This window comes from Salinisphaera orenii subsp. halophila YIM 95161 (assembly GCF_003732545.1).
GTDB lineage: Bacteria > Pseudomonadota > Gammaproteobacteria > Nevskiales > Salinisphaeraceae > Salinisphaera > Salinisphaera orenii_A.
Genome location: NZ_AYKF01000002.1, coordinates 78,463 through 100,290, shown reverse-complemented (window position 1 = coordinate 100,290; position 21,828 = coordinate 78,463). Strand labels below are relative to the sequence as shown.

At 69.3% G+C, this 21,828-nt stretch carries 18 protein-coding genes and 1 tRNA gene; 10 read left to right on the top strand and 9 right to left on the bottom strand.

Annotation, left to right across the window (positions count from 1 at the left end):
* Positions 1-33: 33 nt before the first annotated feature.
* Positions 34-477, bottom strand: coding sequence for an Lrp/AsnC family transcriptional regulator (locus SAHL_RS01635; protein WP_123589679.1), 444 nt, complete (start codon positions 475-477; stop codon positions 34-36).
* Positions 478-578: 101 nt separating this feature from the next.
* Between SAHL_RS01635 and SAHL_RS01630 the strand changes: the two genes are divergently transcribed.
* Positions 579-1,178 (top strand): LysE family translocator, encoded by a 600-nt coding sequence (locus tag SAHL_RS01630; RefSeq protein WP_123589678.1) that lies wholly within the window; start codon positions 579-581, stop codon positions 1,176-1,178.
* 915 nt (positions 1,179-2,093) lie between these two features.
* Here SAHL_RS01630 and ettA read toward each other — a convergent pair.
* On the bottom strand, positions 2,094-3,755 hold the full coding sequence (gene ettA / locus SAHL_RS01625) for an energy-dependent translational throttle protein EttA (RefSeq protein WP_123589677.1): 1,662 nt from the start codon (positions 3,753-3,755) through the stop codon (positions 2,094-2,096).
* A gap of 211 nt (positions 3,756-3,966) precedes the next feature.
* Between ettA and SAHL_RS01620 the strand changes: the two genes are divergently transcribed.
* The gene (locus SAHL_RS01620) at positions 3,967-4,596 is read left to right on the top strand and encodes a phosphoadenosine phosphosulfate reductase domain-containing protein (protein WP_123589676.1); all 630 of its coding nucleotides are present in this window, start codon (positions 3,967-3,969) and stop codon (positions 4,594-4,596) included.
* 248 nt (positions 4,597-4,844) lie between these two features.
* Here the strand turns inward: SAHL_RS01620 and mltF are convergent, their stop codons facing one another.
* On the bottom strand, positions 4,845-6,302 hold the full coding sequence (gene mltF, locus SAHL_RS01615; RefSeq protein ID WP_123589675.1) for a membrane-bound lytic murein transglycosylase MltF: 1,458 nt from the start codon (positions 6,300-6,302) through the stop codon (positions 4,845-4,847).
* Between the two features lie 192 nt (positions 6,303-6,494).
* On the opposite strand from mltF, the gene SAHL_RS01610 reads away from it, so the two are divergent.
* From SAHL_RS01610 to purL, 4 genes are all read left to right on the top strand, one after another.
* Positions 6,495-6,585, top strand: a tRNA-Ser gene (locus SAHL_RS01610).
* 30 nt (positions 6,586-6,615) lie between these two features.
* A complete protein-coding gene (locus SAHL_RS01605) occupies positions 6,616-6,984 on the top strand; it encodes a DUF1820 family protein (RefSeq protein WP_123589674.1) in 369 nt (122 codons plus the stop codon).
* Positions 6,981-7,769 carry an MBL fold metallo-hydrolase gene (locus SAHL_RS01600; RefSeq protein WP_245968348.1) on the top strand — a complete coding sequence of 263 codons (789 nt, stop codon included), beginning with the start codon at positions 6,981-6,983 and terminating at the stop codon, positions 7,767-7,769. Before SAHL_RS01605 ends, SAHL_RS01600 begins: the two co-directional genes overlap by 4 nt.
* Before the next feature lie 11 nt (positions 7,770-7,780).
* Positions 7,781-11,656 (top strand): phosphoribosylformylglycinamidine synthase, encoded by a 3,876-nt coding sequence (gene purL / locus SAHL_RS01595; RefSeq protein WP_184947167.1) that lies wholly within the window; start codon positions 7,781-7,783, stop codon positions 11,654-11,656.
* Positions 11,657-12,406: 750 nt separating this feature from the next.
* Here purL and SAHL_RS01590 read toward each other — a convergent pair.
* The 6 genes from SAHL_RS01590 to SAHL_RS01565 form a co-directional block, all read right to left on the bottom strand.
* Positions 12,407-13,198: a hypothetical protein gene (locus SAHL_RS01590; protein ID WP_184947158.1), complete on the bottom strand. Its 792-nt coding sequence runs from the start codon at positions 13,196-13,198 to the stop codon at positions 12,407-12,409.
* Positions 13,195-14,283: an SAM-dependent methyltransferase gene (locus SAHL_RS01585; RefSeq protein WP_184947155.1), complete on the bottom strand. Its 1,089-nt coding sequence runs from the start codon at positions 14,281-14,283 to the stop codon at positions 13,195-13,197. The genes SAHL_RS01590 and SAHL_RS01585 overlap by 4 nt, the downstream gene beginning before the upstream one ends.
* On the bottom strand, positions 14,280-15,059 hold the full coding sequence (locus tag SAHL_RS01580; protein ID WP_123589671.1) for a DUF1295 domain-containing protein: 780 nt from the start codon (positions 15,057-15,059) through the stop codon (positions 14,280-14,282). Before SAHL_RS01580 ends, SAHL_RS01585 begins: the two co-directional genes overlap by 4 nt.
* 57 nt (positions 15,060-15,116) lie before the next feature.
* Positions 15,117-16,844: an alpha/beta hydrolase family protein gene (locus SAHL_RS01575; protein ID WP_123589670.1), complete on the bottom strand. Its 1,728-nt coding sequence runs from the start codon at positions 16,842-16,844 to the stop codon at positions 15,117-15,119.
* Positions 16,841-17,305, bottom strand: coding sequence for an acyl-CoA thioesterase (locus SAHL_RS01570; RefSeq protein ID WP_123589669.1), 465 nt, complete (start codon positions 17,303-17,305; stop codon positions 16,841-16,843). Before SAHL_RS01570 ends, SAHL_RS01575 begins: the two co-directional genes overlap by 4 nt.
* Before the next feature lie 72 nt (positions 17,306-17,377).
* Positions 17,378-17,836 carry an RT0821/Lpp0805 family surface protein gene (locus SAHL_RS01565; RefSeq protein WP_123589668.1) on the bottom strand — a complete coding sequence of 153 codons (459 nt, stop codon included), beginning with the start codon at positions 17,834-17,836 and terminating at the stop codon, positions 17,378-17,380.
* A gap of 153 nt (positions 17,837-17,989) precedes the next feature.
* Here SAHL_RS01565 and SAHL_RS01560 point away from each other — a divergent pair, with 153 nt between their 5' ends.
* From SAHL_RS01560 to pgl, 4 genes are all read left to right on the top strand, one after another.
* Entirely contained in the window at positions 17,990-18,310 is a 321-nt protein-coding gene (locus tag SAHL_RS01560) for a DMT family transporter (RefSeq protein ID WP_123589667.1), read from the top strand.
* Positions 18,311-18,354: 44 nt separating this feature from the next.
* On the top strand, positions 18,355-19,356 hold the full coding sequence (locus SAHL_RS01555; RefSeq protein ID WP_123589666.1) for an NAD(P)H-quinone oxidoreductase: 1,002 nt from the start codon (positions 18,355-18,357) through the stop codon (positions 19,354-19,356).
* Positions 19,357-19,510: 154 nt separating this feature from the next.
* Complete coding sequence (zwf, locus tag SAHL_RS01550) at positions 19,511-20,986, top strand: glucose-6-phosphate dehydrogenase (protein ID WP_123589665.1); 1,476 nt, start codon at positions 19,511-19,513, stop codon at positions 20,984-20,986.
* A 124-nt stretch (positions 20,987-21,110) separates the two neighbouring features.
* Entirely contained in the window at positions 21,111-21,800 is a 690-nt protein-coding gene (gene pgl, locus SAHL_RS01545; RefSeq protein WP_123589664.1) for a 6-phosphogluconolactonase, read from the top strand.
* The last annotated feature ends 28 nt before the right edge of the window (positions 21,801-21,828 follow it).

Below are 21,828 nucleotides of genomic sequence, written 5' to 3'. Positions count from 1 at the left end.
GAACGACGGGTCGGCCGAGGGCGATCCGCGCGTTCAGGCGCGCCCGTCCTTGGGCGAGCTCATCACGATATAGGTGGTGATGGCGCTGACGTGGCGGTGGGTGCCCAGATCCTCGGTATGAAAGTGCTTGTAACTCGCGAGGTCGCGGCTCTCGACGCGCAGGAGATACTCGAACGCGCCGGTGATGTTGTGGCACTCGACCACATCCGGTGCGGCGGCCATGGCGCGTTCGAACTCCTCCTGTGCGGACTTGGTATGCGATGAAAGCCCGACGGTGACATAGGCCACGAATCCACGTCCCATGCGCGCCGGATCGGTCACGGCCCGATAGCCTCGGATCACGCCGGTGCGTTCGAGTTCCTGCACGCGGCGCAGGCAGGTGGACGGCGACAGGTTCACGCGCTCGGCCAGCTGGACGTTGCTGATTCGCCCGTCGATTTCGAGATCCTGCAATATACGCCGATCGGTTGCATCCATGATGATTTATAATTGCATTAAATGGGCCATTAAGGCATTAATTAGACCATAAATTGCGTTGAATTCGACCTATAATTGTTTTGCGACAAGGAGGTCATTCAATGGGACTTTCAGTACTGGCGGCGCTGCTCGGATTCGCTTTCGTGGCCACCGTCACGCCGGGCCCGAACAACCTGATGCTGATGGCCTCGGGAGCCAATTTCGGCTTCGGCCGGACGCTGCCGCACATGGCGGGCATCGTCGCCGGTCTGGCCGTGCTGATCCTGCTCGCAGGCGCCGGCCTGATGGCACTCTTCGAGGCCGTGCCGGTCGTGCGCACGCTGCTGCAGATCATCTGCGTCGTCTACCTGCTCTGGCTCGCCTGGAAGGTGGCCACCGCCGCGCCGCTGGCCTCGGCGTCATCGGGCAGCCGCCCGATGACCTTCATGCAGGCGGCGGCGTTTCAGTGGGTCAACCCCAAGGCCTGGGCCATCGGCCTGTCGGCGATCACGATCTATGCGCCCGATCGCTCGTTCGTGTCGGTGATCCTCGTGGCCGCCGCCTTCACGCTGGTGTCCTTTCCGGCGATCTCCGTCTGGGCCTGGCTCGGTACGGTGATCCGGCGATGGCTGTCGGATGCGAAACGCCGCCGGACGTTCAACGTGGCCATGGCCTGCCTGCTCGTCGCCTCGCTCTATCCCATTCTCGGCGCGGGCGGCTGAGACACGATCGAGTGGTCGCAGGGCGGATTCGGCCCGGTGGGTTGTCGCCCGCTTCGAGGCTGAGCGCGGGGCGTGCATGGCCGGGGTGCATCGAGCAGCGCCGGCCGGCGTCCCCTCGGGTCGGTGACCCGATGAAGCCGCACCGGCGCACTGGAGGGGCGGTGGCGTGATCGGGCGGGGCGCCGTGCAGCCGTGCCGCGGCTCGAAGGAGTGGAGGTATTTCGCGTCTCCCGCTGTGCGGCTCCATAGCGTCTCAACGCAGTGTGCGATCGCCGCGGTCGGTGCCATTCGGTCGATCGGCCGGGGCACGGCTCGGCAAGCCGTCGATCCGACACGGAAGGACGGTTGCCGGCCGGCACAACGGGACCAACCGGCCAAGGCCGGACCGGGCGAAGCCGCCGCGGTCTCTGCGTGAACGATGTTTCGGCCCGGCGCCGGTCATGGCTTCGGCCGACTCGGCCGGACGGCGCTCGTCTTGGGGGTTGATCGCCTGATGCGATGTGAGCCCCCCGATCAGCGCCCGGCGCTGCGTTGTCGGCTCGTCGCGGCAGTGGTCAGCAGCGCTGCGCCGGACGCGGCCCGCCTTGGGCTGAATCCCGGCCAAGACAGCCACCAATGGGCTCGTCGAGGCGCGGATCGAGCCGGCTCGGCGCGGGCGCGCTACGGCGGGCAGGAACGGTCACGCTCGGCCGGGGACCGAGCGGCGGGCCGCCGGTCGGCTCGAAAGACTCCCGTCACCGTCAAGTCGCGACGAGTGGCCGTCTATCGGAGGAGACAGCCTTCAGCGGCGCCGGCTAACTCTCCGTCGATATTCCCCGCCGGAGCCTCCGTCCGCCGCTACCGGAGTCGACGGTGCGCACGCCGCCGCGCGGTGCGGTCGCCATTCGGTCCGCGCCGCGCGTGCCCGTGCACGCTTCAGGCCAGCTTGCGGTGCTTGGCCTTGGCCGATCCTTCGGAAGCGTTGCCGAGCCGGCGTTTGCGGTCGGCTTCGTAGTCCTGGTAGTTGCCTTCCAGGAACACCACGCCGTCGTCCTCGAACGCCAGGATATGAGTGGCGATGCGGTCCAGGAACCAGCGGTCATGCGAGATGACCAGCACCGCGCCCGGGAACTCCAGCAACGCCTCTTCGAGGGCGCGCAGGGTTTCGACGTCCAAGTCGTTGGTCGGCTCGTCGAGCAGCAGGGTGTTGCCGCCTTTCTGCAGCAGCTTGGCCAACTGCAGCCGGTTGCGCTCGCCGCCGGACAGTTCCGACACGCGTTTCTGCTGGTCCGAGCCCTTGAAGTTGAAACGGCCCAGATAGGCGCGCGAGGGCACTTCGTAGTTGCCGATCTGGAGAATGTCCTGACCGTTGGAGACTTCCTCCCAGACCGTCTTGTCGGAATTCAGCTCGTCGCGCGACTGGGTGACATAGGCCAGATCGACCGTATCGCCGACGCGAATCTCGCCGGAATCGGGTTCCTCCTCGCCGTTGAGCATGCGGAACAGCGTGGTCTTGCCGGCGCCGTTCGGGCCGATGATGCCGACGATCGCGCCCTGCGGCACCTTGAGCGAGACGTTTTCATACAGCGTGTGGTCGCCGTAGGACTTGGTCACGTCGTTCATCTCGAACACGAGATCGCCCAGCCGCGGGCCCGGCGGGATATAGATCTCGTTGGTCTCGCTGCGCTTCTGATATTCCTTCGACTGCAGTTCCTCGAACTGCTTCAGGCGCGCCTTGGATTTGGACTGGCGGCCCTTGGCGTTGGAGCGCACCCATTCCAGCTCGGACTGGATCGCCTTCTTGTGCGCGTCCTCGGCCTTGGCCTCCTGTTCGAGGCGTTTTTCCTTCTGTTCCAGCCAGGAGGAATAGTTGCCCTGCCAGGGAATGCCGTGGCCGCGGTCGAGCTCGAGGATCCAGCCGGCGACGTTGTCCAGGAAGTAGCGATCATGGGTGACCGCGACCACAGTGCCGTCGAAGTCCTTGAGGAAACGTTCCAGCCAGGACACCGATTCGGCGTCCAGATGGTTGGTCGGCTCGTCCAGCAACAGCATGTCGGGCTTGGACAGCAGCAGACGACACAGCGCCACGCGGCGCCGCTCGCCGCCGGAGAGGTTGTCGACGTGCGCGTCCCAGGCCGGCAGGTTCAACGCCTCGCCGGCGCGGTCCAGCGTGTTGTTGATCTCCCAGCCGTCGACCGCGTCGATGGCTTCCTGCAGTTCGGCCTGTTCGGCCAGCAGGGCCTCGAAGTCGGCATCGGGATCGGCGAAGGCTTCGCTGATCTCGTTGAAGCGCGCCAGCTTGGCGGCGATATCGCCCAGGCCGTCCATGACGTTGCCGCGCACATCCTTGGACGAATCCAGTTCCGGCTCCTGCGGCAGATAGCCGATATGGATGCCGGGCATCGGCCGGGCCTCGCCCTCGTACTCCTTGTCGACCCCGGCCATGATGCGCAGCAGCGTCGATTTGCCCGCACCGTTGTAGCCGAGCACGCCGATCTTGGCGCCCGGAAAGAAGGACAGCGAGATGTCGCGCAGGATGTGCTTCTTGGGCGGCACGACCTTGCCGACGCCGTTCATCGTGTAGATGTACTGGGCCATGGGTTTCACGAGGGGTTCATGACAGCCCGCTAGTGTAGCCAACTTTGACAACCCCGGCAGCGGCGAGCCGCGCCGTCGCTCCATAAGCATATGCGTCAACGGTATAAGTCAGGCCCTTTAAAATAACGGCGCAATACTTAAAATCAGCGGTCCACAGTCAATGAACGCCCGTGTGGCCCAGCAGCGGCACGGGTACGGACGAGGACGAGTCATGCAAGTCGATATCGCGAAAGCCAACGCCGAACTCGCCGGCCAGCATCCCAAGCAGATCGTGGAATGGGCGGCCGGCCTCGACGGCAGGACCATCGTCACGACCAACTTCGGCCCGAACGAGGCCGTGATCCTGCATCTGGCCAGCCAGGTCCAGCCGGACATGCCGGTCGTGTGGATCGACTCCGGCTATGCCACACGCAAGACCTATCTCTTCGCCGAGAAGCTGATCAACGATCTGAACCTGAACATCCACGTGTTCAATCCGCTGATGTCGGCCGCGCGCCGCGACGCGCTGATGGGCATCCCGGATGTGGACGATCCCCAGCACGAGGAATTCACCCGTCAGGTCAAGCTCGAGCCCTTCGGTCGCGCGATGCAGGAGATGGCGCCGGACGTCTGGCTGACGGCCGTGCGCCGGGACCAGACCGAGTTCCGCAAGAACATGGAGATCGTGTCGCAGGACAAGCCCGGCGGTGTGGTCAAGGTCGCGCCGGTTCTGGAGTGGACCGAGGCCGACATGCAGGCCTATCTCGACAAGCACGACCTGCCGAACGAGACCAGCTACTACGATCCCACGAAGGTGCTCGGCAACCGCGAATGCGGTCTGCACAACCGTTTCACGGCCTAAACGCAGGGCGTACGTCGGTTGCTGGAAAGCCGCGTGTTCCGCACGCGGCTTTTTTAATGCCCGGAGTGTGGGGGCGTATCCGTCGGGCGGGGCGCGAAGCGGATCGAAAAGCCGGACCCGCGGGATCGAGCGGCCCGCGTCGCGGCGCCGCTCCGGGGATGATCGACGGCTGCACGCTGCGCCCGAGGCGATGCCGTCATCGCTGCTGCGCCCGGTGTCCCGCTAATCGCCCCCGGGCGGTGCCGGCCCTAGAAGGCCGGTGACTCGATTGATATCTCGGGCGATTCGTCGGCATCCGCGCCCGCGGCGCTCTCGTCCTCGCTCAGGGCCGCCGGTTTCTCGGTCCGGCGGTCGTCCGTCATCCAGACCAGGATGTCGTAGTAGGCACGGACGTTGCCGACATAGGCCCGGGCTTCCAGCCCGCGGGCGTAGCCGTAGCGGGTTTCGTCGAGATAGCGGTCCTGTGTCAGCCAGGGCAGGGCGTCGCGCAGGTTGATCCACAGGTCGGGATCGCGGTCGCGGGCCTCGAGCAGACGGCGCGCGTCCATGACGTGGCCGTAGCCGATGTTGTAGGCGGCCAGGGCAAACCAGATGCGATCGGGCCGGGTGACCGACTCCGGCATGCGCTCGATCATGCGCTTGATGTACTCGGCCCCGCCGTCGATGCTCTGCTGCGGGTCGCGGCGGTCCTCGACGTCGACCTCCTCGGCCGTGGCCTCGGTCAGCATCATGATCCCGCGCACCGTGGTCGGGCTGACCGCGTCCTCGTCCCAGTGGGATTCCTGATAGCCGATGGCCGCGAGCAGACGCCAATCCAGATCGTGTCGCCGGCCCGCGCGCTTGAAGTAGGGCCGCCAGCGGTCGAGGCGCGCCTCCACCTGGCGCGCGAACTCGCGGCCGCCGACGAATCCGAGCCGCTCGACGTGGCCGAAGTAGCGATCGCGCAGAATGCGCATCCGCCCATTCTCGCGGGTCCGCTCGAGGTAGGCGATCGCCTTGTTGAACAGGCCGTCGTCGCCGGAGATGGCGCCGCGGCGTGCGAACGCCCAGGCCGTGCGCTGACTGGCCCCGGGCACGTTGAAGGCCACGCGCAGGTCGGGATAGTAGCGCTGGTTCATCGCCACCACGTGGGCGTTGGCGATGGTCGCGGTCAGCGCGCCGTTCGCGACCCGGTCCATGAGCTCCTCGGCGTTGGCCCGGGTCGCAACATTGAACTCGAGGTCCGGATGGTCCTGCCGCAGCCGATCGGCCAGCGCGCTGTCGGCCGGCAGGGTCAGCTCGCCCGAGAGTGCGGCCAGGTCGTCGGGTTGATCGTCGTTGACGTTGTAGACCACCTCCAGCGGGGTTTCGGCGTAGGTCGGCGTGAAGCGCACGCGCTGCCGGCGCGCGTCGCTGACCGCCAGGCCGACGCCGATGTGCGCGCGGCCGCTCGTGACTGCCGTGAGCACCGCCTCGCGATCCGGCACCACCATCACGTCCAGCGCCAGACCGAGTTCGTCGGCGAAGGCGTGCGCGAGGTCGTACTCGAAACCGGCCGGGCCGTCCGCGTCCAGGTAATAGGTGGTCGCGGAATTGACCGTCGCCACGCGCAGCGTGCCGAGCGTGTCGACCTGCTCGAGCAGGCCGGGGCGCTGAACGCAGGTGCCCAGCGCGAGCGCGAGCGCGGCGATCGCGCCCACGCCCAGGAACCGGAATAACAGACGCATGCAGGCGGTTGACGCCGACTCAACCGCGCCGGCCGGCGCGGGATACGGAAACGTCTTCGCTCATCGCATCAGACCTTTTGCACGCGAGTGTTGGGAAAGTGCACCGAATCCTTTAAGATACGCGACTTCGCCAGCCGCTGACAGACAGACTGGCGCAGCCACGATGGCTCGCGGCTGAACGCGCAAGTTACAGGAGAGGTACCGAAGCGGTCATAACGGCACCGACTCGAAATCGGTTGGGGGCTGACGCCCCACGTGGGTTCGAATCCCACCCTCTCCGCCATTCTCCCGCCACCGCCCGCGATCTGCAGCCATGGCCACTGACCGTTCGTCGCAACGCCTCTATCGCGTGGCCTTCTTCAACCAGGGTCAGGTCTACGAGGTCTACGCCCGCTCGGTCGCGCAGGGCGCGCTGTTCGGCTTCGTCGAGATCGAGGAACTGGTCTTCGGCGAACGCGCCTCGGTGGTGATCGATCCGGCCGAGGAGAAGCTCGCCAGCGAGTTCGCGGACGTGCAGCGCTCCTACGTGCCCATGCACTCGATCATCCGCATCGACGAGGTCACCCGTCGGGGCACCGCGAAGGTCACGCCGGCCGACGGTGACAGCAAGGTGCGTCCGTTTCCGCTCTACACGCGCCAGGGGCCGTCCGGCGGCCACGGGGGCGGCAGCGGTTCTTCGTGAACGACGGCGCAGGGGCCATGCGGTTCGCGCTGCTGGGCAGCGGCAGCAAGGGCAACGCGCTGGTGGTCGAATACGCCGGCACCCGCGTGCTCATCGACTGCGGCTTCTCGGCCCGCGAGATCGTGCGGCGGCTCGCCCGACTCGATCTGGTGCCCGCGGACATCGATGCGGTGGTCATCACCCACGAGCACGACGACCACTGGCGCGGCGTATCGCGTTTCTCCCGCGCCCACGGCGTGCCCGTGTGGCTCACGCCCGGCACGCTCGCCGCCCGCCGCGCGAGCGAGCTCGCCGCGATCGAGCTGTACTCGCCGCACGAGCCGTTCGCCATCGGCGACATCGAGCTGTTTCCCTATCCGGTGCCGCACGACGCGCGCGAGCCGGCCCAGCTGGTGGTGGGCAACGGCGACAAGCGGCTGGGCGTGCTCGCCGACATCGGCCACGCGACCCCGCATGTGCGCGAGATGATCGACGGCTGCGACGGGCTCGTGCTCGAATGCAACCATGAACCGCAGCTGCTGGCCGCGGGGCCGTATCCGGCGTATCTCAAGGCGCGGGTCGCCGGCCGGCTGGGGCATCTGAGCAACGCCCAGGCCGCCGAGCTGCTCGCCGGCATCGACGCCAGCGCGCTGCAGCAGCTGGTCGTCGCCCATATCAGTGAATCCAACAACCGCCCGGAACTGGCCCAGGCGGCGCTCGCCGGAGCGCTGTCGTGCACGGCCGACTGGGTGCATGTCGCCAACCAAAGCGAGGGTCTGTCGTGGCGAACTCTGGTCAACCGCTGAACGATTCGTCCATGGCCGCGGTCGAGGTGATCGCCGGCGGTCCCGCACTGGCCGAGTTCGAGCTCGAGCGCCTGCGCGGCGGGCTCGGCCGGGCCGGCATCGATGTCGCCAGCCTGGTCGCGCGCGAAGTCTTCGTGGCGGCCTTCGAGCGGGCGCCGTCGGCCGAACAGCGACAGCGCCTGCACGCGCTGCTGGGCGCCGACGCCGACGAGCCGGTGCCTGCCGGCGTGATCGCCGTACCGCGGCTGGGCACGGTCTCGCCGTGGTCGACCAAGGCCGAGGACATCGCCCACAACAGCGGCCTGACGTCGCTGCGTCGACTCGAGCGCGGCGTGGTCTTCGCCTTCGGCAGCGCGCCGGATTTCGAGGCGCTGGTCGCCAGCGGCGTACTCCACGACCCCATGACCCAGTCGCTGCTGCCCGACGCCGAGCGTCTGCCGCGGCTGTTCGAGACGCTGGCCCGCCGCGGCCTGCGCCGCGTGCCGCTGGCCGCCGAGGGCGAGGCCGCGCTGGCCGCCGCCAACCGCGACTGGGGTCTGGCGCTGGCGGACGACGAGATCGCCTATCTGGCCGCGCAGTATCAGGCGCTGGGGCGCGATCCGACCGACGTCGAACTGATGATGTTCGGCCAGATCAACTCCGAGCACTGCCGGCACAAGATCTTCAACGCCGCGTTCGTCATCGACGGCGAGGCACGGGCGAAATCGCTGTTCGACATGATCCGCGACTCGCACCGCGCGGCCCCGGACGGCGTGCTCTCGGCCTATCGCGACAACGCGGCGGTGATCGCCGGGCCGACGGCCACGCGCCAGCTGGTCGACGGCGAGCGCGTGTACCGCCGGGTCGAGGAGCCGGTGCACCTGCTGATGAAGGTCGAGACCCACAACCATCCGACCGCGATCGCGCCGAATCCGGGCGCGGCCACCGGCGCCGGCGGCGAGATCCGCGACGAGGCCGCCACCGGCCGCGGCGGCCGGCCCAAGGCCGGACTCTGCGGCTTCTCCGTCTCCGATCTGCGGCTGCCCGACGATCTCCAGCCCTGGGAGGTCGACGACGGCCGCCCGGCCCGCATCGCCACGCCGCTCGAGATCATGCTCGAAGGGCCGATCGGCGCGGCGCGCTACAACAACGAGTTCGGACGGCCGAATCTGGCGGGTTATTTCCGCAGCTATCAGTATCGCGCCGAGACGACCGGCCTGCGCGGCTATCACAAGCCGATCATGATCGCCGGCGGCATGGGCAACGTGCGCGCGACGGACGTCGAGAAGCAGTCGGTGCCGGTGGACGCGGCCCTGGTGGTGCTCGGCGGCCCGGCCATGCTCATCGGTCTCGGCGGCGGGGCGGCCTCCTCGATGGCCAGCGGCGCGGCCTCGACCGAACTCGATTTCGCCTCGGTCCAGCGCGCCAACCCGGAAATGCAGCGGCGCTGCCAGGAGGTCGTCGAGGGCTGCATCGCCCGGGGCGAGGACAATCCCATCGCCTCGATCCACGACGTCGGCGCGGGCGGGCTGTCGAATGCCCTGCCGGAGATCATCGATGCCGACGACCGCGGGGGCCGCATCCGCCTGCGCGACATCGACGCCGCCGACGTCAGCCTGTCGCCGATGGAGATCTGGTGCAACGAGTCGCAGGAGCGCTACGTGCTGGCGATCGCTGCCGACCGGCTCGCCGGTTTCGAGGCGCTGGCCGCCCGCGAGCGCTGCCCCTTCGCCGTGGTCGGCACGGCCACCGCCGAGCCGCAGCTGATCGTCGAGGACGCCGAGGCCGAGACCGCCGACGCCGAGCGCCCGGTGGACATGCCCATGGCCGTACTGCTCGGGCGGACACCGAAGATGCAGCGCGACGTGGCCCGTGCGCGCACGGCGGCGCCGGCCTGGAACCACGCGGGCGTCGACATCGCCGAGGCCGTCTCGCGGGTGCTGCGCGTGCCGAGCGTGGCCAGCAAGTCGTTCCTGATCACCATCGGCGATCGCAGCGTTGGGGGCATGACCGCCCGTGACCAGATGGTCGGGCCGTGGCAGGTCCCGGTAGCCGATGTCGCCGTGACCACCACGGACTTCATTCACACCACCGGCGAGGCCATGGCGATGGGCGAGCGCGCGCCCCTGGCGCTGCTGGATGCGCCGGCCTCCGGGCGCATGGCGGTGGCCGAGGCGGTGACCAACATCGCCGCCGCCCGCATCGCGGGGCTCGGCGACATTCGCCTGTCCGCCAACTGGATGGCCGCCTGCGGCGAGCCGGGCGAGGACGCGCGCCTCTACGACACCGTGCAGGCGGTGGGCGAGCAGCTCTGCAGCGAGCTCGGTCTGGCGATCCCGGTCGGCAAGGATTCGCTGTCGATGCGCAGCGTCTGGCAGGACGACGACGGCGGCGAGCAGCGCATGAGCGCGCCGCTGTCGCTGATTGTCTCCGCCTTCGCGCCGGTCACCGACGCGCGGGCCACGCTCACGCCGCAGCTCCTGGCGCCGGGCGAGGGCGCCACCGCGCTCGTGCTGGTCGATCTCGGCAACGGCCGCAACCGCCTCGGCGGCTCCGCCTTCGCCCAGGCTTTCGGCGCGCTCGGCGACACGCCGCCGGATCTCGATTCGCCGAAGCAGCTGCGCCAGTTCTTCGAGGTCGTGCAGCGTCTCGCCGGCGAGAACCGCATCAAGGCCTATCACGATCGCAGCGACGGCGGACTGCTGGCCTGTGTCGCCGAAATGATGTTTGCCGGCCGGGTCGGGGCCGACATCGCGCTGGACGATCTGGATGCCGATCCGCACGCCGCGCTGTTCGCCGAGGAGGCGGGGGCCCTGATCCAGGTGGGCGCCGACGACGCCACCGTGGTGGTCGGTGAATTCCGCGCCGCGGGCGTGGCCGCCCATGCGATCGGTACCGCGACCGCCCGCGCCGAGCTCGTGGTCCGCCACGCCGGCGCTGAGATCTACCGGAACACGCGTACAGAAATGGAATGCCTCTGGGCGGCGACCAGCCACGCCATGGCGGCGCTGCGCGACGATCCCGACTGCGCCGACGCCGAATACGCCCGTCTGCGCGACGAGGACGACCCCGGCCTGCCGTCCGAGGTCTCGTTCGATCCCGACAACGACGTGGCCGCCCCGTTCGTGAACACCACCCGCCCGCGGGTCGCGATCCTGCGCGAACAGGGGGTCAACGGCCACAACGAGATGGCGTTCGCCTTCTCCCGCGCGGGCTTCGATGCGGTCGACGTGCACATGAGCGAGATCGCGGCCGGGCGCGATCTGGCCGATGTGCAGGGTCTGGCCGCCTGTGGCGGCTTTTCCTACGGCGACGTGCTCGGCGCCGGCCAGGGCTGGGCCCGGTCGATCCTGTTCAACGCCGACGCCCGCGCGGCGTTCGCGGCGTTCTTCGAACGCGAGACGACCTTCGCGCTCGGCGTGTGCAACGGCTGCCAGATGCTGGCTGCGCTGGCCGAGATCATTCCCGGCACCGACCACTGGCCGGCGTTCGTGGCCAATGCCTCGCGCCAGTTCGAGGCCCGCACGAGCGCGGTGGAGATCACGGATTCGCGTGCCGTGCTGCTGGACGGCATGGCGGGCACGCGGGTGCCGATCGCGGTCGCCCACGGCGAGGGCCGGGCCCGGTTCCGGGCCGACGACGATCTCGACCGGCTGAGCGCGAATGCCCAGATCGGCATGCGCTACGTCGACAACCGGGGCACAGCGACCACGGCCTATCCGGCCAACCCCAACGGCTCGCCGGCGGGCGTGACCGGACTGTGCAACGCGGACGGCCGCGTGCTCATCACCATGCCGCATCCCGAGCGCGTCACCCGCAGCGTGAATCTGTCCTGGGCGCCGGCGGGCTGGGGCGAGGCCAGCCCCTGGGCGCGGCTTTTCGCCAACGCGCGGCGCTTCGTGGGCTAGCGCCCGTAGCGCTTTCCCGTAGCGATTTTCAGGGGACGCCGCGCGGGCGGCCTTCGGGGCAAGACGCGGCGCCGGGGTGCCGCGTCGCCCGGCGACAGGAACGCGCGGCCGTGCCGGCTCGATGAAGCCCGTCGCTGCGGCTCGTCGGGCGGGTCCGATATGCGCCTGAGCGGCGGGCCCCGGCTCGCCTCTTGAATCCGAGGCTGCGCGTTGCCTCGTTGCGCATCGCGACTCCGGCGCTTCAACGCGACTGCGCCGGCGATGTCGACAGGCCTCGCCAATGGCGCGCCGCGCGTTTCCAGCGGGCCGGTATGGAGATAGCGGTTGTGCCGGCGGGGCCACGACAACCGCAGCCGCCCGTGAAATGACCCCCGTGTCGGGCCATTGATCGCAAGCGGCGGTTCGATGCCGGTTCCTCCCGTGTAGCGGTGCTGCCCGAAACGGGCGACGGCCGCATCATGAGCGGCCATGCAAGCCATGGTGCTTGGAGCACGGCGCCCCCGGCCGGCGGTGGTAGCAGGTTGGCGGGGAGCGCGCCCGATTCGCTGCCCGGAGGTGCGGGCTCAACGAGCGCTGCTCGGGCGGCTGCCCGAACGTCGGTCGCCCGGTCTGGCGCGATGGGGCCGAGGCGGCGGTCCAGTGGCGCCTCGGCTGCCATCCGGAAGCCCGCGATTCCGCTCGGAGAGCGCGTTGGAGCCGGAGGCGTGGCCGCCGTGGCGGGGGCGGCCGGCGCCGTCGGCGACGCGCGTTTCAGCCGTCGATCGCGCCGCAGTCCGCCGCGGGGGCGCCGTGTTCGCGGGCCACGTCGGGCATGTCGCGGGCGTAGGTCACGCGCACGGGATAGACCTCGCCGTTGGCGTCGTGCATGTTGCCGATGCCGCGATACTCCAGCAGCCGTTTCGTCTCGGGATCGTAGGTCAGCTTGAGCGAGTCGACGAAGAAGTTGATGAACATCATGTCGAGCTCGGCCTCGAACTGCACCGCCGGCCGGCCCTCGAAGGTGGTCTCGCCGATCTTTTGCGCGCGCAGCTCGATGACGCCCTGGCGTCCGGCCGCGGCGAACCGGAAATCGACGGTGTTGCCGTCCTGCAACGCCTCGAATTGGTTGCGCAGCAGCGGATCGAAGCCGGAGTCGGCGGCCATCGGTTCCTCGATGGTGAACGCCTTGGTCTGTTCGTCCGCCTCGCGTGATTCGCGCCGGAACATGGTCCAGCCGTCGTCCCGACGGATGCCCTCGACGTAGCCGTCGGCCGGGATCTCCATGCGATAGGTCGGCACCGTGGGGTGGGCCGAGAAATCCATCGTCTTGGTCGCGATGGTCTCGCCGTCGCGGCCGACGTAGGTCACGTCCCAGCTTGTGATGTGGCCGTCCGCGCGCTGCTGTTCGTGATGCTCGGTGTAGCGGTATTCGCCGCCGTCCAGCGTGTAGGCATAGCCGTTGAAGCAGCGCCGTTCGCCGCCGTCCGTCGACTGGGCCGCGGCGAGCGGCGGCAGCAGTAGCAGCGCGGCGGCGAGCGTCGAGATGCGCAGGGCGTGTTTCATGAGGCCTCCTCCGATACCGGTGGTGTCTGCGGGCGCGGCGTGAACAGGTAATGGCCGATGCCCCACTGGTTGCCGCGGTCGCTGCCGAACAGTTCCGCGACCGCCATGAAGAACATGCGCCAGCGCTGGAACCAGCGCTCGGCGTCGGCCCCGTAGGTGTCGCGGAACAGGTCCATGATCGGCGTGCGGGCGGCGTCCATGTTCGCCAGCCAGGCGTTGGCGGTGTCGCGGTAGTGGCTGCCCGACAGCCACCACTGGTCGGCCAGCACCAGATCCCGCTGAAAGCGGGCGAAGAGATTCTCGCTGGGCATGATGCCGCCGGTGAAGAAGTGGCGGGCCATCCAGTCGGAGGCGCCGGCGTCCTGGAACGGGTAGGCCAGCAGCTTGTGCGCGAACACGTGCACGAACAGGCGTCCGTCGGCGGCCAGCCAGCGCCGGATGCGGCCGAACAGCTCGCGATAGTTGCGCATGTGCTCGAACATCTCGATCGACACGATGCGGTCGAAGACCGCCTCGCCGGGATCGAAGTGGTTGATGTCGCAGCTCTCGACGCGGAGATTGTCCAGGCCGCGCTCGGCCGCGGTGGCCGCGATGTATTCGCGCTGGGCGTTGGAGTTCGAGACCGCGAGGACGCTCGCGCGCGGATAGCGTCCGGCCGCCCACAGCGCCAGTGAACCCCAGCCGCAGCCCAGATCGAGTATCCGCAGGCCGTCGCGCAGCCGGGCACGCTCGGCGGTCAGCGCCAGCATGGCGTGCTCGGCCTGGTCCAGGTTGTCGATGCCGGCCTCGAACAGACAGCCGCTGTACTTGCGATGCCCGCCGAGCACATGCGCGAAGAACGCCGGCGGCAGCTCGTAGTGCTGGGCGTTGGCGTCGTCGGTGTGCTGGGCGATGGGCCCGGTCGCGGCGCGCTCGACGAAGGTGCGCATGTGTTCGCTGCGGCGTTCCGGATCGCGGGCCTCGGCGCTGGTCAGGCGGGCGTTGATCAGCCGCCGCATGCCGGCCCGGGCCAGCGTGTCGGGCACCCAGCCCAGTTCGCAGAGTTCGATCGGCAGATTCTCCAAGGCGGCGTTCTCCCGGGTCATGACTTCGGCGGCCAGGGGATGAAGGCGCTGGTCCGGCGCACGTACTCGTCGTGGCCCTCGCGCTTGTCGGCCGCGGCCTTGTTCTCGATGGTGGGAATGCCGGAGACCTTCAGCAACAGCCCGGCCATGATCAGCGGGCTGGCGAGCGTGGCCCACCAGTAGGGCGCGCCGATGGCCAGCACGACGTAGGTCACCCAGTGCAGGGATTCGAAGAAATAGTTGGGATGACGCGAATAGCGCCACAGCCCTTCGGCGCAGACGCGGCCGCGGTTTTCCGGGCGCTGCTTGAACCGATGCAGCTGGGTGTCCGCCGTGCCTTCGCCGACGACCGACACGAACCAGACCGCGATCGCCGCCAGCGCGACCCCGAGCGAGGGGGCCTCGGGCATGTAGGCCACCACCAGGAACGGAATCGACAGGACGGCGGCGATCAGCGCCTGGAACAGAAAGAAGCCGAGCATGTACAGGTCGGCGCGCGCGCCCCAGGCCCGTCGTGCGGCCGCATAGCGTGAATCCTCCGGCGCCCCGCGCATGCGTTTCGCCAGGTGACCGGCCAGACGCAGCGCCCAGGTCAGCGCGAGCGCGGCCAGCAGGATGCGTGCCGCGGCGGGGGCGTCGCCCAGCAGCGCGTACGCCGCGGCGATCAACCCCACCGCGGCCGACCACACCACGTCCACGAGCCCGGCGTTGCGGGTGAACAGCTGGATGATCCAGACGACGGTCAGCAGGGCCGCCGCGATGGCGAGCCCGATGCCGAATGCGGCCAGCGGCGTCATAGTCTTCCTCGTGGACACGGGCGGCGTTGCCGCCCGTGCGGGACGTTGGGGCAGGCCCTAGTCTACGTCGACGATCGGCAGGTCGATGCGACCGGAGACATCGACATGACCGCCGATGGGCGAGAAGCTCGACAGATACTGCGGATGATAGCCGTAGACCAGCAGGCCGACGGTATCGCCGGGCTGCAGCCGGAAGGCGACGCCGTTGAGCTCGACCTCGTGCAGGCCGCTGCCGCGGATCGGGCGCACCTGCTTGTTGAGCAGCAGCGTCGCCGACACGCCGGGCCGCTGCACGCCGATGCCCAGAAAGGCGATCGGCGCGCGCACGTTGCCGCCGATGTCGATGACGGCGTGCGGCAGCCCGGCGATCGCACAGCCCTCGTCGATGTCGGTCAGCGGGATGAAGGTGCCGCCGCTGGCCAGCTCATCGAGATGATCCGAGGGCAGGGCGTTGACCAGACGGGCGAGCAGTCCGGTGTCGCGGCCGTCGGCCTGCCCGCGGCCGCGGATCAGCTGAACGATGGCACGGGTCGTGTTTGCTGCCGCCCCACGGCCCAGCGACCATAGATGCGCCAGACTCTGGCGCCGAAGCAGGCCCAGCAGCAGGTCGATGCCCCCGGTCGCGGCCGCACCCTCGAAGTCGAAGGCCGTCGTATGGCCGGAAGCCAGCGTTGGCAGCGTGTCGAAAGTCAGCGCCGTGGCGTCGTCGAGCACGACCATGCAGCGCGGAAAGGCGGGGTCGGGCGCGATGCCCTTGAGCTTCCAGTCGAGATAGGCCAGTTCCAGAGCCGCGGTCTCGACCGTCTCGCCGTGCCAGGCGAGCGTCGCGTCGGTCTGATAAGCGATGCGCTCGATGTCCTGCAGGAACGGCAGGCTGTGGCCGTACTGCATGGCGATCATGTGGACGTCGTTGCCGGCGTCGGTCAGCGCCTGGGCGTTTGCGGCCGCCTCGTTGAGATTGAACAGCGTGTCGCCGACGCCCTGCACCAGCAGTGCGTCGACCGTGGGCGTGGTGCGTTCGGCGGAGCTCACGCGCTCGCCGTCGCGGGCGACGGTGCCGTCGTAGAGCGACGCCGGGCTGCTGTTGTACAGCCAGTCGCTGATCGGTGCCGACAGGCCGCGGCCGGTCAGCGGCGACATGAGCGCCTCGATCAGGGCGCGGTAGAGCCGCGGGTCCACGCGCACGCCGGATGTGGGCACGCCGAGGGCCACGAGCGCGGCGCCCCAGGCCGTCTTGACCACATTGTCCGGGGCCAGGCTGTAGGTGAGATCGTGCCAGGCCGCGGTCGGCACGATCGCGGTGAAGCGCGGATCCACGCAGGCGCCGATGAGCTGGAAGCCGCCGCCGTAGGACAGCCCGAGCCCGCCGACCATGATCTGTCCGTCGCGCCGCGCCAGGCGCTCGCGGTGGGCCATATCGTGCTCGGCCCAGTCGAGAATGGCGCGGATGTCCTCGCCCTCGATCGTCGGGTCCATGACCTCGACTCGGCCGCCGGACTCGCCGAAGCCGCGCTGGTCGAAGCTGATCACGAAGTAGCCCGCGTCGGCCGCGCGCCGGGCGGCCTCGGTCGAGGGCAGAATGCCGCCCGAGAGCTGCTCGTAGATCGACAGTTCGTTGCGGCTCTGCAGGCGCGCGCCGCCGAAACCGTGACCCTGCAGGATCAGCGGCGCGTCCTCGCCGGGCTCGAGCGCCGGCTGCATGATGGTGATCGCGATCACCACGCCGTCGTCCGGGTTGCATACGCGAGCGTGGTAGTCGCGGGCGGGCAATTTGTTCTGGTTCATCCTCGGGATCCGCTGTTCCAGTCGTCTTCGGGGCGATGGAGGGCGGCGAGCGCATCGCGGATGCCCGGTGGTATCGGGGCGGCGCGTTGCGTGGCGCGGTCGACGAAGACGTGCACGAAATCGCCGTGCGCACAGGCCGAGTCCTCGCCGGGCCGGAAGATGCCGATGACGTAGGTCGCCGAGCGATTGCCCAGATGCCGGACCGCCAGCCCGGCCTCGAGTGCTTCGGGGAACGCCACCGGGGCGTGATACCGGCAGTGCGACTCCACCACGAAACCGATCACGGGCGCGGCGTGGATGTCGAGGCCGCCGACCTCGATCAGATAGCGGTTCACCGCGGTGTCGAAATACGAGTAATAAGTGACGTTGTTGACGTGGCCGTAGACGTCGTTGTCCATCCAGCGGGTGGGCATGTCACAGAACCAGGCATAGTCGCGGCGGAGGGGGCGTTCCCGGGGCATGAGGTGGGCTCGACGGTGGGTTGAAGCAAAAAAAAGCCGGGCCCATCGGCCCGGCTTGTCCGTGCGGCGGTGTTACGACTGCACTTTCCAGGTGCCGTCCGACTGGCGGCAGGCGGTCCCGGTGACGGTGTCCGGCTGGCCGTCGACGGTCGCGTCCATGGTGAACTCGCGACAGGGCTGATTGCCGCTTTCGTAGGTGTTGGTCGGGGTGACCGAGTAGCTGGCGTCGTTGTCGGGGTTCTGCCAGCTGCTGGTGTTGCCGGTCTGGTTGCTCTCGAGCGCGCTGCCGAACTCGCGGCGGTCGGACTGCTCGAAGTTCGAGCCGATGCGGTTGCCGAGCGCGGCGCCCGCGAGGGTGCCGACGACGGTGGCGATGGTCTTGCCGCTGCCGCTACCGACCTGGGAGCCGGCGGCGCCGCCGAGCACGCCGCCAAGGACCGTGCCGGTGTCCGAGTTCTGCCAGCCGGCGCAGCCGGTCACCAGGGTCAGACTGACGAGCAGGGCGGTGAACAGGCCGGGAATTCGGGTCATGTCGTTCTCCGTGTGCGTGGATGGGTGCTGTATGAAGCAGATGCCGTAGTTTGGCAATTATCGCGCGTCATGGCGAACCGTGGCTGAACCGCCCACGCTGGCGGCGGGGCGGGCGCGGCGTTAGGCTGCGCACATCGTCATCCGGAGCCCTCGATGCACAGCTGGCTGCTGCTTGCGCTCGCGATTCTGCTCGAAGTGGTGGGCACGACCTGCATGAAACTGTCCGACGGTCTCACGCGGTTCTGGCCCGCCATGGGCATGGGGGTGTGCTACATCGCCTCCTTCGGCTGTCTCGCCCTGGTGCTGCAGCGCATCGACATGGCCGTGGCCTACGCCGTCTGGGCGGGGCTCGGCATCGTGCTCATCACGCTGGTCGGCGTGGGCTTCTTTCACGAACCGATGACGGCCTGGCGCGCGACCTGCATCACGCTAGTGCTGCTGGGCGTGGTCGGGCTCAATCTGTCGCACCGATAGTTTCTTTCACACGACACCGACACACGACACAGAAGGAGAGAGTCATGCGGGCATGGCTGATCGAGGAACCCGGCGCCCCGGAGGCGCTGCAGCTGAGCGAACTGGACACCCCGAAACCGGGGCCGCAGGAGGTCCGGGTCGACATCCGCGCCATCGGCATCAATCGGGCGGATCTGATCCAGCGCAAGGGCGGCTACCCGCCGCCGAAGGGCTTCGACCCGCGCTGCCCGGGGCTGGAATACGCCGGTGAGGTCGTCGAGGTGGGCGACCGCGTGATCGGCCGCCGGGTCGGCGACCGCGTGATGGGCCTGATCGGGGGCGCGGCCTACGCCGAGCAGCTGGTCACCCACGAGCGCGACACGCTCGACATCCCCGCGCACTACGACTACGCCCAGGCCGCGGCCATCCCGGAGGCGTTTCTGACCGCCTATCGGGCGCTGTTCCTCGTCGGCGAGCTGGCGCCGGGGCAGTGGGCGCTGGTCCGCGGTGCGACCTCGGGCGTCGGCCAGGCCGGGCTGCAGCTCATCCGCACGCTCGGCGCGCGCAGCATCGCCACCAGCCGCAGCCAGGCCCGGCTGGACGATCTGGACGCGCGCCTGCGCGCGCTCGGCCACGACCGCGGCTTCGACCTCGGTCTGGTCGACGGCGACGACGGCGTCGCCGAGCAGGTCCACGCCGAAGCCGGCGGCGCCCACGTCATCATGGACTTCGTCGGCGGCCCCGCGCTCAAGGACAACCTCGACGCCCTGCGCGACGAGGGCCGCCAGGTCCAGGTCGGCGTCATCGGCGGCCCCCGCACCGACATCAACATGGGCAAGCTGCTCATGCGCCGGCTCAGCGTGATGGCGATGACCATGCGCAGCCTGCCGATCGAGCGCAAGATCATGCTGGCGCAGCTGTTCAACGACCGCCTGCGGCCGCTGTTCGAAGCCGGGCGCCTGCGCCCCGTGCTGGATCGCACCTTCGACTTCACCGAGGCGGTCGAGGCGCACCGGACGATGGAGGAGGGCGAGCACGCCGGCAAGCTGGTGCTGCTGCGCGAATAGCCCGCCGTCGGCCGCCGGCGGCACGGATCGTGCATTGTCTGCAGCGGAATGTTCGGGCGGCGGACGCCGCCCGATCGCGGCGCAGACGACACCGGTGGACTGACATGACGAACCCGATACAGCGGACACGCCTTACGGCGACCGGAGCGGCCTGATGGCCGAGTTCGTACCGGTCGCGCCGTTCGATCTGGTGATCTTCGGCGGTACCGGCGATCTGGCCCAGCGCAAGCTCCTGCCGGCCCTGTTTCATCGCGACAGCGACGGCCAGTTCAGCGACGACAGCCGTATCGTCGCGGTCTCGCGCGGCGAAATGGAACACGCGGCCTACGTCGACTGGGTGCGCGAGGCGCTGATCGGCCGGATCGACGGCGAGTTCGACGAGAAGGTCTGGTCGCGTTTCGCTCAGCGCCTGCACCACGTTCAGCTCGACCTGGCCGACGGCGACGACTGGTCGGCGCTGGCCGCACCGCTGGACGCCGAGGGCCGGCGCACCCGGGTGTTCTATCTCGCCACCGCGCCGTCGCTGTTCGGCACCGTCGCCGGCCGGCTCGACGCGGCGGGGCTGGTCGACGCCAACGCGCGCATCGTGCTGGAAAAGCCGGTGGGCCACGACTTCGATTCCGCGCGCGCGATCAACGACGCCGTGGGCGCGGTGTTCGACGAATCCCAGATCTACCGGATCGATCACTATCTGGGCAAGGAGACGGTGCAGAACGTGCTCGCGCTGCGCTTCGGCAACTCCCTGTTCGAGCCGCTGTGGGCGCGGGGTGCGGTCGACCACGTGCAGATCACCGTGGCCGAGGACATCGGCGTGGGCCAGCGCTTCGACTTCTACCAGCGCACCGGCGCCCTGCGCGACATGGTCCAGAACCACATGCTGCAGCTGTTGTGCATGGTCGCCATGGAGGCACCGGCCAGTATGCACCACGACGACATCCGCAACGAGAAGATCAAGGTCATGCGGGCGCTCAAGCCGATCACGGCCGAGGGCGTCGACCGGGTCAGCGTGCGCGGGCGCTACACCGCCGGCATCGTCGACCGCGAACCGGTTGCCGGCTACGCCGAGGAGGGCGGGACGCGCGACGCGCCGGCCGAGGCCGACACGGAGACGTTCGTGGCCCTCAAGGCCGAGATCGACAACTGGCGCTGGAACGGCACGCCCTTCTATCTGCGCACGGGCAAGCGCATGGCCCGAAAGCTCTCCGAGATCGTGTTTCAGTTCAAGCCGGTGCCGCACTCGATCTTCGGCGAGCAGCCGCTGGAACCCAACCGGCTGGTGCTCAGCCTGCAGCCCGAGGAAGGCGTCCAGCTCACGCTGATGACCAAGGAACCCGGGCCGGGCGGTTTCCGCATGCGCTCGCTGCCGCTGAACCTGAATTTCCCCGATGCCTTCTCGGTGACCTATCCGGACGCCTACGAGCGCTTGCTCATGGAGGTGCTGCGCGGCAACCCGGCGCTGTTCATGCGCCGCGACGAGATCGAGGCCGCCTGGCAGTGGATCGACCGCATCATCGACAGCTGGGCGAGCCGCGGGGTGCGTACCCACGAATACATGGCCGGCAGCTGGGGCCCGACGGACTCGTTCGTGCTGCTGGATCGCGACGGCCGCCGCTGGGCGCAGCCGGTATGAGCGGGTTCGCGATGCGCGTCGTACCGACGGACGTCCCGACCGCCGCGGCCCGGCGCCCGCGGGCGCGAGGCTCGACGGCGACACGCGCGGCCGTGTCGGCGGCGCCTCAGGAGGGCCGCTGCTGATGGCCGATCTCCACGCCTTCGGCCGCCGCGAGGACGCCGCGGCGGCACTGGCCGAAGCGGTGCTCCACCGGCTGGCGACGGGGCTGTCGGCACGCGGCGCGGCGACGCTGGTGGTGCCGGGCGGCACGTCGCCGGCGGCGTTGTTCGCCTGTCTTCGGTGCGCCGACCTCGACTGGTCGCGGGTGACCGTGGTGCCCAGCGACGAACGCTGGGTACCGGTGACCGATCCCGAGAGCAACGAGCGACTGCTGCGCGAGACCCTGTGCATCGATGCCGCCGCCGATGCGCGCCTGCTGGGCCTCTACCGGGATACGCCGACGCCCCGGGCGGCGCTGGACGAGGTCGCCGCCGCGCTCGACGCGCTGCCGACCGTGGTCGACGCCGTGGTGCTCGGCATGGGCGCGGACGGGCACACGGCGTCGCTGTTTCCCGACGCCCGCAACATCGCGGCCTGCCTGGAGACCAGCGCGCCCTGCGTTGCGCCCCAGCGGCCGCCGGGCGAAACCCCGCGGCTGAGCCTGTCGCTGGCGCGGCTGCGGGCGACGAAGTCGCTGAGCCTGCTGTGCTTCGGCGAGGACAAGCGCGCGGCCTACACGCGCGCCGCCGAGCCGGGCCCGAGCACGCAGTACCCCGTGCGGGGCGTGATCCACCAATCGCGCGTGCCGCTGTCCGTCTACTGGGCCGATTGACGCGGGCGACGCGCCCGCCGGAGTGACG